General features: G+C 73.4%; 12 protein-coding genes and 1 pseudogene. 7 read left to right on the top strand and 6 right to left on the bottom strand.

The features are described from left to right. From ADK64_RS47915 to ADK64_RS36190, 5 genes and pseudogenes are all read right to left on the bottom strand, one after another. Window positions 1-237, bottom strand: a pseudogene (locus tag ADK64_RS47915) (hypothetical protein); the annotation flags it as partial. Then, on the bottom strand, window positions 234-1,550 hold the full coding sequence (locus tag ADK64_RS36205; protein ID WP_053666331.1) for an O-antigen ligase family protein: 1,317 nt from the start codon (window positions 1,548-1,550) through the stop codon (window positions 234-236). The gene ADK64_RS36205 and the pseudogene ADK64_RS47915, both read right to left, overlap by 4 nt. Window positions 1,551-1,553: 3 nt before the next feature. After that, window positions 1,554-2,975, bottom strand: a complete 1,422-nt coding sequence (locus ADK64_RS36200) for an exopolysaccharide biosynthesis polyprenyl glycosylphosphotransferase (protein WP_053666330.1) — start codon at window positions 2,973-2,975, stop codon at window positions 1,554-1,556. Beyond that, the gene (locus tag ADK64_RS36195) at window positions 2,972-4,126 is read right to left on the bottom strand and encodes a glycosyltransferase (RefSeq protein WP_053666329.1); all 1,155 of its coding nucleotides are present in this window, start codon (window positions 4,124-4,126) and stop codon (window positions 2,972-2,974) included. Before ADK64_RS36195 ends, ADK64_RS36200 begins: the two co-directional genes overlap by 4 nt. Before the next feature lie 59 nt (window positions 4,127-4,185). Next, a complete protein-coding gene (locus ADK64_RS36190) occupies window positions 4,186-4,557 on the bottom strand; it encodes a hypothetical protein (RefSeq protein WP_053666328.1) in 372 nt (123 codons plus the stop codon). Window positions 4,558-4,860: 303 nt separating this feature from the next. On the opposite strand from ADK64_RS36190, the gene ADK64_RS46320 reads away from it, so the two are divergent. The 7 genes from ADK64_RS46320 (at window position 4,861) to ADK64_RS36155 (ending at window position 9,595) form a co-directional block, all read left to right on the top strand. After that, window positions 4,861-5,541, top strand: coding sequence for a hypothetical protein (locus ADK64_RS46320; RefSeq protein ID WP_053666327.1), 681 nt, complete (start codon window positions 4,861-4,863; stop codon window positions 5,539-5,541). A gap of 188 nt (window positions 5,542-5,729) precedes the next feature. Then, window positions 5,730-6,020, top strand: coding sequence for a hypothetical protein (locus tag ADK64_RS36180; protein WP_053666326.1), 291 nt, complete (start codon window positions 5,730-5,732; stop codon window positions 6,018-6,020). 189 nt (window positions 6,021-6,209) lie between these two features. Next, window positions 6,210-6,701 (top strand): DUF5949 family protein, encoded by a 492-nt coding sequence (locus ADK64_RS36175; RefSeq protein ID WP_053666325.1) that lies wholly within the window; start codon window positions 6,210-6,212, stop codon window positions 6,699-6,701. After that, window positions 6,701-7,285 (top strand): vitamin K epoxide reductase family protein, encoded by a 585-nt coding sequence (locus ADK64_RS36170; protein WP_053666324.1) that lies wholly within the window; start codon window positions 6,701-6,703, stop codon window positions 7,283-7,285. Before ADK64_RS36175 ends, ADK64_RS36170 begins: the two co-directional genes overlap by 1 nt. A gap of 147 nt (window positions 7,286-7,432) precedes the next feature. Then, window positions 7,433-7,942, top strand: coding sequence for a hypothetical protein (locus ADK64_RS36165; protein WP_053666323.1), 510 nt, complete (start codon window positions 7,433-7,435; stop codon window positions 7,940-7,942). A gap of 331 nt (window positions 7,943-8,273) precedes the next feature. Further along, window positions 8,274-8,744: a tyrosinase cofactor gene (locus ADK64_RS36160; RefSeq protein WP_053666322.1), complete on the top strand. Its 471-nt coding sequence runs from the start codon at window positions 8,274-8,276 to the stop codon at window positions 8,742-8,744. Further along, complete coding sequence (locus ADK64_RS36155) at window positions 8,741-9,595, top strand: tyrosinase family protein (protein WP_053666321.1); 855 nt, start codon at window positions 8,741-8,743, stop codon at window positions 9,593-9,595. Before ADK64_RS36160 ends, ADK64_RS36155 begins: the two co-directional genes overlap by 4 nt. A 101-nt stretch (window positions 9,596-9,696) precedes the next feature. Here ADK64_RS36155 and ADK64_RS36150 read toward each other — a convergent pair whose 3' ends face one another. After that, the gene (locus tag ADK64_RS36150; RefSeq protein ID WP_053666320.1) at window positions 9,697-9,972 is read right to left on the bottom strand and encodes a chaplin; all 276 of its coding nucleotides are present in this window, start codon (window positions 9,970-9,972) and stop codon (window positions 9,697-9,699) included. Between the last annotated feature and the right edge of the window lie 41 nt (window positions 9,973-10,013).

Here is a 10,013-nt window from a genome sequence, read left to right as displayed (position 1 = left end):
GGTCTGGGTGGGGGTGGCGGTGCCGGTGGTGGTGTGTGTGACCTGGGCGGGCTCGGTGGGCGGGGCCGTGCCGGGCCCCGTGTGCCCGGGCTCGGGGGGCGGGGCGGTGGGTTCGACGGGGGTCCCCGGTAGGGGTCCGGACTCCGCGGGGTCGGTCGATGGGGCCGATCTGGCCACCGGCACCATGGCCGCGTCCGAGTCCTGGCCCGGTACCTCGCCGGTCCTCGGGCCCGTCATCGTGTGCCCGGTACGCCGGTGGCGTCGTCCGCGCCGACCAGGGCCCACCAGGCGACCAGGCCGAAGCAGACCGCCGTCAGGACGGTCGAGGGGCCGCCGATGTCGGCGTACACGAAGTCGATCAGCTGCCAGATCAGCAGGCCGCAGGCGGCCAGCGCGCAGTCCAGGCCGTGGCCGCCGGGTGCGCGGGACCGGTGCAGGCCGCGCAGTGCGCACACCAGCAGGGCCAGCCAGCCGCCCGCCAGGCAGAGCAGGCCGATCAGCCCCTGTTCGCCGAGCACCAGCAGGTACATGTTGTGCGGGGAGAGAAGGGGCTGCTTGCGGAACGCGGCGCCGGCGCCCCCCGTGTCGCTGCCGGAGGACAGGGCCAGGGAGGCGTGTCCGTCCCGGTACTCGGGGAAGCCCTTCAGGCCGACGCCGGTCAGCGGGTGCCCGCGCCACATGTCGACCGCGGCCGCCCACATCGTGTACCGGTCGGTGACCGACTGGTCGGGCGCGTCGGTGACCTGGGTGATGCTGTCGATCCGCTCCTGGAGCATCGCCGTACCCGCCCCGAACCCGCCCACGAGGACGACGCACACGGCCACGACCACCGCGCCCGCCTTCAGCGCCCGGCGCAGCCCGGCCAGCACCAGCTGCACGACGAGCGTGACGGCGGTGGCGATCCAGGCGCCCCGGCTGAAGGAGACCGCCAGCGGGAGCAGGAGGGCCAGGGCACAGGCCGTGGCCGTCAGCCGTACGCGTACCGGACCCCGGCCCAGCGCCAGCCCCGCCGCGCAGATCAGACCGAAGGACACCACCGTCGCCATGCCCATCACGTCCGACGGCCCGAAGGTGCCGACCGCGCGGATCTCCTGGCCCTGGTAGGTGGCGCCGGTGCCGGTGACGTACTGGTGCACGCCGATCGCGCCCTGCCACCCCGCGAGCGCCACGAACGACCAGGCCAGCAGCCGGAAGTCGCGCCGGTCGCGGACGAGGAGCAGGACGGCGGCGGGGACCAGCACGAAGATCTGGAGATAGCGGCCGAGGCCGGCGATCCCGGCGCCCGGCGAGACCGCGTGCAGCGCGGCGAGCGACACGCCGAACACCGGCAGGCCGAGGAGTACGGCCGCCCGCCGGGTCAGCGGGCGACGGCGCGCGCGCAGCAGCCGTACGGCGCAGTAGCCGACGACCAGCGCGGACAGCGCGTCGGCGGGGCCCGCGCCGCCGTCACCGCCGGGGGCGGTCGGCAGCGCGAGCAGCGCGACCACGGCCATGACGGGCAGCACCGGGGAGAGGCGCGCGGGGTGGCGCAGGGGCAGGGCGAGGGCCATCGGTCAGCTTCCCGTAGAGCGCACGAGGGCGGCCGCGGTGCGCAGCAGCACGCAGATGTCCTGCCACAGCGACCAGTTGTCGATGTAGGCGTTGTCGAAACGGGCCCGGTCCTCGATGGAGGTGTCGCCGCGCAGCCCGTGGATCTGGGCGAGCCCGGTGATACCGGTCCGCATCCGGTGCCGGGCCGCGTAGCCCGGGTGGGCCTTGCTGAACTGGGCGACGAAGTAGGGACGTTCGGGGCGCGGACCGACCAGGCTCATGTCACCCCTGAGGACGTTCCACAGCTGGAGCAGCTCGTCCAGCGAGGTCTGCCGCAGGAACCGGCAGAAGGGACTCATCCGGAGCTCGCCGGCCACGCTCCACCGGGTGGCCGCCTCGTGCTCGTCGACCGGGCGGTGGGTGCGGAACTTCAGCAGGGTGAAGGGGTGCCCGTCCCGGCCGGTGCGTTCCTGCCGGAAGACCACGCCGGGCCCGTCGGTGCGTCTCAGCACCAGCGCGCACCCCAGCAGCACCGGGCTGACCAGCATCAGCAGCGTCCCGGAGACCACCACGTCCAGCAGCCGCTTGCCGATGCTGCCACGCCGCCGCGAGCCGAGGTCGAGACGCCGTACGGCGAAACCGGCGAGCTGGTCGCGCATCTCGTACGACGGTGAGTCCGCGTCCAGCTCCCACACCGTGCACCCCGACTCGGCGAGCGCCCGCAGCAGCGGCCCCTTCCCGGTGCGTACGGAGGGGTCGACGGTGAGCACGGCCCGCACCCCGTTCTGGATGAGCGCCCGCTCCACCTCCTCGCCGCTGGTCAGCACGGGCAGCCCGCCGTGGCCGTCGGGACGCTCGGCGACGACGCCCACGGGCCGCACCCCGCAGCGCGGGTGCCGCAGCAGCGCGGCGGCCACCCGTTGCGCGGTCGCGGCGGGCCCGATGACCAGGGCGGTGCGCGGACGGCGCAGCAGCGCGACCCGGCGCCGCCAGTGCACCGCGCCCCGGCCCGCGCAGGCCGCCGCCGCGTGCAGCGCCACCCCGAACAGCAGGGTGCGGGCGCTCAGGGCGCGCTCGGGGGCGGAGGCGGCGAGCAGCGCGGCGAGACCCAGCCAGGCCACCGCGATCCGCCCGCACACCGCGGGCAGTTCGTCGAGTACGGCGGGCACGAGCCGGGCCGTGTGCGGGCGCAGCAGCAGCGCGCCGGAGACCAGTGCGGCGACCAGCACCGGGCGGCGCGCGGTCTCGTCCAGCGCGACCGCGCCGACCAGTGCCGCGAACAGGTCGGCGGCGAGCAGGGGCAGGGGCGAGGCGGGCCGGGCCGGCGGGCGCCGCAGCGGAAACCGGAAGCCGCCGGCCGCGCGGGCGGACAGGAGCTTGAGGTTCGGGAATCCAGGGTCCCAGGGCTGCGCCCCGGGAGAGGGGACGGTACTTTCCGCGGTCACGGGTGGATCGGCTCCCTGCTCTCGGAGGGCACGCGCGGACGTGTTTCTTCGTGCGCGTCGAGGAGTTCGCGGTAGAGGGCCGCGATCCGCTCGGCGGTGTGCCGCACGTCGTGCGTGGACAGGACGTGCCGGCGCCCCTCGCCGCCGAGCGCGGCGCGCAGCGGCGGGTCGGACAGCAGCCCGGCGACCGCCCCGGCCAGTGCCGTGGGGTCCTGCGGGGGGACCAGACAGCGGGCGGCGAGGGCGGGCGGCAGGCTCTCGCGAGCGCCGTCGACGTCGGTGACCACGACGGGCCGGCCGCAGCACAGCGCCTCCAGCGGGGCGAGCGCCATGCCCTCCCAGCGCGAGGGCAGCACCACCAGGTCGGCGGCCCGGTACCAGGGCACGGGGTCGGCCACCGCACCGGCGAAATGTACGGAGGGGTGGGCGCGTTGCCGTAAGACCTCGCGGTCGGGGCCGTCGCCGACCAGCACGAGCCGTGCCCGCGGTACGGCGCGGAGTACCTGTTCCCAGGCCTGGAGCAGGACGTCCTGGCCCTTCTGGCGGCAGAGACGGCCCACGCAGACGACGAGCGGACCGGCCCCGGCTTCGCCTTCGGCGGGGCCGGGGGAGAAGCGTCGCGTGTCGATGCCGTTCGGGACGACCGTGTACGCGGCGTGGACCCCGGCCCGCAGGCCGGTCCCGCGTTCCGCCTCGCTGACGCACACCACCCGGTGGGCCCAGCGAGCCCCCCACCGCTCCCAGCGCAGCGCGAGCGCCGCGGTGGGTCCGCCGACCGCCTCGAACGACCAGGCGTGCGGCTGGAACACGGTCGGGATCCGGCCGCGCACGGCGAGCCGGCCGGCCAGACCCGCCTTCGCGCTGTGCGCGTGCACCAGTTCGGGACGTACCTCGCCGATGAGCCGTACGAGCCGCCGTACCTCGCCCGGCAGCCCCGGGCCCGGGGCGCGGCCGGCCCGCCAGTCGTGTACGTCGGCTCCCAACTCCCTCAGTCCGGCGGCCAGTTCGCCACCGGGGCAGGCCGCCGTGACGTGCAGGCCCGCCGCGAGCTGGGCGCGTGCCAGGTCCAGGACGACCCGGGCGACCCCGCCGTCGACGGGTTGCGCGAGGTGCAGGACCCGGGGCCGGGGGGCGGGTGCTGGCTGATGCATGGGCGGGATACCTCGTTCACAAGGGGGGCGGCGCTCGGGGCAGCGGTCGGGAACGCGCCTCACACCTGTGCGTCCACGGCGGCGGAGGGCACACCGGCCCGCGCCGCGTCCGGCTGGGAAACGAGCCGGCGGCCCGGCGGGTCACCGCCGCCCGGCAGGGCCGGACCGAGATCGCACACGTCGGAGCCGTAGCCGAGCGTGTTGGCGTAGGCAGAGATCCGCCGGGCGAGTACGTCACCCGGTGCGCAGATCGTGGACTTCGATACGTCGTCCGCCGGATTGACGGCGGCGTCCAGTGCGACAGGCGTACGCCGGGGCTCGGAGGAGAGTGTGAGCCGGTCACGCGCGCGGGCCTCGGGGGAGGGTGGCGCGGCCGGCCGGGCGAGGGCGCCCGCCGTCGTGCACAGCAGGGGACCCAGGAACTTGCGCATGAGCGGCGGTGCCCTTTCGCACGTACTGGAGAGGTCCGTCACTCTAGTCGCTATGCGTATTAATCCGTAGAAACAGGACAAGTGTGTCGGAAGTGTGAATGTAGGGCTTTGCCTACATCACCCCGTTGGCGGCACGGCCCCCACCCGGCAACACCCGCGTCGATGCCTGACGTCGAGGCGCCATCCTTCGGACGGCAGGTGTGCTCCCTCGTGTGGATCACAAAAAGTAGTCTTGTAGTTGCGGAAAGTGATCAGCGAACGGACGGTGGGCTCAGGTCCTGATGTTCACCGAAAGGAACACCCATGCGTGGTCTGCACGCGCGGCGCCTTGCGTCCACCGCCCTCTGCGCCGCCGTCCTGGTCGGTGTCGCCGGCCCGGCCGCCGTCGCCGCCGACTCGGCCGGCGAACGCGCCCCCAGCACCTCCCAGTCCGCCGTGCCGGGAGCGGAGAAGCTGCTCGCCCAGGTCAAGGCCCTGAACAACAGCGTCTCCGTGGTCCAGCCGGTCGTCGACCTGCTCAACGCGTCGCTGCAGCAGGGCAAGCTGTCACCGGAACAGGCCAGAAAACTCGGCGAAGCGGCCCGGCGGGCCATCGCCGAGGCCGCGAAGGCCAACGCCGACTCGGTGGCGTCCACGACGACGCTCCCGTCGACCGCCACGATCCCGTCCGCGTCCACCGCGACCTCCACCCACCCCGCCGAGCCCGCGGCCCCGCCGGCCCTCGCGGCCCCCGCCGCCCTTGTCCTCCCGCCGGCCGTGAAGCACGCGGACGACGGCAAGCCCTCCTCGTCCCGCGACCTCGCCGGCGACGCGCTGTCCTCCCTGCAGAGCGCCGTCGACGGCCTGCTCAAGGCGGTCACCTCCGACCTGTCCTCGGTGCTCTCGACCGCCACCGGTGTGGTGTCCGGCCTGCTCAACCTGCTGACGGGCACGCTCGGCCTGGCCGCCCCGGCCTCCTCGTCGGGTCTGCTGGCGACCGGCTGACCCTCGGTCGCCCGCACCGCCTCAGCCGTCGTACCTCCGGGTGCGACGGCTGAGCGCTTTTCCCGATGAACCGTTTCTCGGGGATCTCATATGTCTTCTCCGCGCGGGGTTTCCGGCCCGGGCGGATCTCGTTAGGCACGGCGTCAGAATTCCCTGCGGTGACGTGAGTTGCCGAAGAAAGGAACACGATGAAGTCCCTGAAGGCTGCCGCTGTCGTTGCCGGTTCTGTGGCCCTCGTCGGCGCTGCCGCGCCCGCGTTCGCCTACAACGCCGCCGACGTGACGCCCACCAGCCTCAACGGCGCCGTCAGCCAGCTCGCCAAGGGTCCGGTCACCCTCCATGACGCGATGCCGCTGCAGCACCAGTCGGACGCCCTCAACACCGAGAACAAGGGCTCCCTGCTCAACACGGTCAAGGGCGCGACCACCGCGCTGAACCAGCGCAGCCCGATGCTCGGCGGTCTGCCCCTGCAGGGCTGACACCCGCCACCCGCTCTCCCGCACCTCCCGCGCGGCACGTGGAGAACAGGGGTCGGTACCGCACCCGCGGCACCGGCCCCCGGCCTTTTCCGCCCCGCTTCCCTCGTTCGTGTGGCGCCGGGTCGGGCACTGGCCCGGAAGGGTGAGAAGCCGCCCGGCGGCCCGCGAACGCGTCGATAAGGTCGCGCGGTGACCTCCACCCCGAACGCCCTCCACCCCGCCGACCTCGGCACGCTCGTCCTCATGGCCTGGAGCGGCGAGGCCCCCGACGGCTCCGACATGCCCTATCTGCTGGCCTATTCCCTGGGCGACGCCGAGGGCGGCCCACAGGTCACCGCGGCCGCCGTCGAGCACCTGCTGACCAGCAACGGACTGCCGGTCGGCGGCGACCTGATCGACGGCAACGGCCGGCCCGGCCTCCCCGTCAGCCTGCTGGTCGAGGCCGGGCAGGCCGTCGTACGGATGCCGCAACTGGTCGCCCGGGCCGACGCGCCGCAGGAGTGGCTCGAAGCCGTCGCCGAGCGCGGCTACGCCTACCTGGTGTTCACGACCCGCGCCTGGCCCGAGGGCGAGCCCGGCAAGACCGTCGAGCCGGCCGACCTGGGCGCCTTCGCCGGCGCCGACGAGACCCTGAACGCCGCCGCGCACGTCGTCCTGCCCGCCACCGGTCCGCGCGGCTGATGCGCGGGACCCTCGCCGGCGGCAGGGGATTCGGGCTGCTGCTGGTGCTCACCGGGGCGGCCGGGCTGCTCGCTTCCTGGGTCATCACCCTCGACAAGTTCGAACTGCTGCAGAACCCCGCCTTCGTCCCCGGATGCAGCCTGAACCCCGTGGTGTCCTGCGGCAGCGTCATGAAGAGCGCACAGGCCTCGGCCTTCGGGTTCCCCAACCCGATGCTGGGCCTGGTCGCCTACGGCATCGTCGTGTGCGTCGGCGTGAGCCTGCTGGCCGGCGCCCGCTTTCCCGGCTGGTACTGGCTGCTGTTCGAGGCCGGCTGTCTGTTCGGCGTCGGCTTCGTCTCCTGGCTCCAGTTCGAGTCCCTCTACCGGATCGACGCGCTGTGCCTGTGGTGCTGTCTGGCCTGGGTCGCCACGATCCTGATGTTCTGGTACGCCACCTCGCTGATCGTCAGGAACGGCTTCCTGCCCGCGCCCGCCTGGCTGAAGGGGTTCTTCGCCGAATTCACCTGGGTGCTTCCGCTGCTGCACATCGGCGTGATCGGCATGCTCGTCCTGACCCGCTGGTGGGACTTCTGGACGAGCTGAAGAGTGACGAGCTGAAGAGTGACGAGCCGTTGAGTGACCAGCCGACGAATACGGCACTCGGGGGAAATGTGCGCTGAAGCCGTTTGCCGGCTCGTTACGCGGTACGGACGTCGAACTCGCACATTCTGAAAGGGACCCGTACCTGACATGAAGTCAACCACCCGAGGAACCCTTGCCGCCGTCATCACGGGCGTCGCGGCCGCTGTGGGTGCCGCCGCCACCCCGGCCGCCGCCGCGATCTCCGTCCCGGTGCCGTTGGACGGCCTCTCCATGGCCCTCGGCACGGAGGTGCCGAAGGCAAGCCTGGAGGTGCCGGTGCTGATGGCCGGCGCCCCCGACGGCCCCCGCTACGTCGCCGGCCGCCTGATGCCCGAACACACGCTGCCCCAGGTGCCGTTCACCGGCAACCTGCCCGGCGCCCACCTGCGGACACCGCTCCCACGGGTCCTGGGCGACGGCTCCGACCACGCCGGCGTCGACGCCCCCGGCACCGACCTGCGCACCCTGGCCCCCGGCGTGAACCTGGACGCCCCCCTGACTCCGCCCAACCCCGACAATTTCGGCATGCCGAACCTCAAGCTCCCCGAGGCCGCCGTCGCCGCCCCGGTCCTCCAGGCGGTCCCGGGCCTGGTCCTGTCCAGCGGGCCGGGGCTCTAGGCCGCGCGCGAGCTCACGGACGGGGCAGGCCCGTCCGGTCCGCCGCATCGCGCGCCCAGCCCCGGCGACGGCCGCCCGCACCGACCGTCGCCCAAGCGTCGTAGCCGCCGCCCCGGACGCCGTAACCTCCGCCCGTGCCACCCTCCGCGGCCCTTCCCTCCCCCCACCGGATGGCTCTAGTGCGGTGACTCTCCGCGCCCCGCGTCGGTTAGCCGGTACGGACGTCCGATCACGGACGTCCGTACACAGGCGTCCGATCACGGACATCCGTTCAGGGACATCCCTTCGGGGACATCCCTTCGGACGTCCGGTCGGGGACGAGGAGCGAGCGATGGTCGTCGGTGTCGGCGCGGTGGCGGTGGGTGCGGGGCGGCGGGCGAGAGCGGGGGCGGCGCCACAGTCCCGAAGAGAGGCGGCGCGGGGGCTGCTGGCCTGCGTCGCCGCGCTGTCACTGGCCCCGCTCGTCGCCGCCTCCCGTACCACGTCCGCGGTACGGACCGCCGGCGGCGCCTCCTTCGACGAGATCTACCGGGGCCGCCGTATCCAGGGCGTGCCGGAGCCGGTCGCGGGGCGCGGGGCCGCCGAGTGCGACTGGCGGATCACCGTCGACGGGCGTCCGCTGCACCTGATGCGACGGGCCGACGGCAGCTGGCTGAGCATGATCGACCACTACACGTCGTACCGGACGCCACTGGAGGCGACCCGGGCGGCCGTGGACGAGATCGGCCCGGGCCAGCGGCTGCTCGACCCGGCGCCGGGGACGACGGGCGGCGAGCACATGCACATGGGGGGGACCGCATGACGTACGTGCGCAAGAACGTCAGCACCCTCACCACGAGTGAACGGCGGCGGTTCGTGAACGCGCTGCTGGAACTCAAACGGCGTGGCGAGTACGACGAGTTCGTCCGCACGCACATCCACTTCTACACCCCCGACGGCGAGACCGGGCTGCGCACCGCGCACATGGCGCCGTCCTTCCTGCCCTGGCACCGCCGGTTCGTGCTGGAGCTGGAGCGGGCGCTGCGCCGCGTCGACTCCTCGGTGACGGTGCCGTACTGGGACTGGACCCGGGACCGTACGAGGACGTCCGTGCCCTGGACGGAGGACCTGCTCGGCGGCACCGGGCGGCGCTCCGACCGGCAGGTGACGACCGGGCCGTTCGCCTACGCCGGGGGCCACTGGACCATCAAGGTGGGCGTCACCGACGGCAAGTTCCTCACCCGCGACCTGGGCCGTGCGGCCGCCCCCCTCCAACTGCCCACGCGGAGCGAGCTGCAGTGGGCGCTCGACGATCCGGTCTACGACGTCCGGCCCTGGGACTCGACCGTCACCAGCGGCTTCCGCAACAAGCTGGAGGGCTGGGGGCGGGGCACCGGCAGCGCCTCCTGGCACAACCACAATCGGGTGCACCGCTGGGTCGGCGGGGCGATGCTCGGCGGCGCCTCCGTCAACGACCCGGTGTTCTGGCTCCACCACTCCTTCATCGACCTGCAGTGGCAGCGCTGGCAGCGGGCGCACCGCGAGCACCGCTATCTGCCGGTCAATCCCTCGCCCCGCCACCATCGGGTCGTCGCCCGGCACGAGAAGCTCCCGCCGTGGAACGAGACACCGGACCAGCTGGAGGACCTGAGCCGGATCTACCGGTACGCCTGAGCGCGTCCGTCCTGCCGCTGTCCGGGCCGAGGAGAGCACCGGCGCTCGGAGTGCCGGGGCTCTGCCGTGTCCGTCGGCGGATGTGCGAGTCCGCCGACGGATCAGTTGCCGTAGCTGCTGCCGCCCTTGTCCGGCTCCCCCTTGTTGACGCAGGTGTTGCCGAAGGCCGGGTTCAGCAGGCCGATCACGTCCACGGTGTTCCCGCACACGTTGACCGGGACGTGGAGCGGGACCTGGACCGCGTTGCCGGACACGACACCCGGCGAGTCGACGGCCGCACCCTCGGCGCCCGCGTCGGCCAGGGCCAGGCCGGCCCCGCCCACCACCACGGCACCGGCGCCGAGAGCGACAACGGCTGCCTTCGCGATGCGAGACATCACGTTCTCCTTATTGTTGCTGGGAAAGAGCGCGGCGGCAG

The sequence above is a fragment of the Streptomyces sp. MMG1121 genome, assembly GCF_001280015.1.
In the GTDB taxonomy this organism is placed as follows: Bacteria; Actinomycetota; Actinomycetes; order Streptomycetales; family Streptomycetaceae; genus Streptomyces.
The sequence above is the reverse complement of the archived record's forward strand: the minus strand, read 5'-3'. Positions and strand labels throughout refer to the sequence as shown.

What these genes read in the sequence shown, in the direction of transcription:
- ADK64_RS36190 (WP_053666328.1), bottom strand. Translation starts at nt 4,557, where the DNA reads ATGCGCAAGTTCCTGGGTCCCCTGCTGTGCACGACGGCGGGCGCCCTC.
- ADK64_RS36195 (WP_053666329.1), bottom strand. Translation starts at nt 4,126, where the DNA reads ATGCATCAGCCAGCACCCGCCCCCCGGCCCCGGGTCCTGCACCTCGCG.
- ADK64_RS36155 (WP_053666321.1), top strand. Translation starts at nt 8,741, where the DNA reads ATGACGTACGTGCGCAAGAACGTCAGCACCCTCACCACGAGTGAACGG.
- ADK64_RS36160 (WP_053666322.1), top strand. Translation starts at nt 8,274, where the DNA reads ATGGTCGTCGGTGTCGGCGCGGTGGCGGTGGGTGCGGGGCGGCGGGCG.
- ADK64_RS36205 (WP_053666331.1), bottom strand. Translation starts at nt 1,550, where the DNA reads ATGGCCCTCGCCCTGCCCCTGCGCCACCCCGCGCGCCTCTCCCCGGTG.
- ADK64_RS36170 (WP_053666324.1), top strand. Translation starts at nt 6,701, where the DNA reads ATGCGCGGGACCCTCGCCGGCGGCAGGGGATTCGGGCTGCTGCTGGTG.
- ADK64_RS46320 (WP_053666327.1), top strand. Translation starts at nt 4,861, where the DNA reads ATGCGTGGTCTGCACGCGCGGCGCCTTGCGTCCACCGCCCTCTGCGCC.
- ADK64_RS36150 (WP_053666320.1), bottom strand. Translation starts at nt 9,972, where the DNA reads ATGTCTCGCATCGCGAAGGCAGCCGTTGTCGCTCTCGGCGCCGGTGCC.
- ADK64_RS36180 (WP_053666326.1), top strand. Translation starts at nt 5,730, where the DNA reads ATGAAGTCCCTGAAGGCTGCCGCTGTCGTTGCCGGTTCTGTGGCCCTC.
- ADK64_RS36165 (WP_053666323.1), top strand. Translation starts at nt 7,433, where the DNA reads ATGAAGTCAACCACCCGAGGAACCCTTGCCGCCGTCATCACGGGCGTC.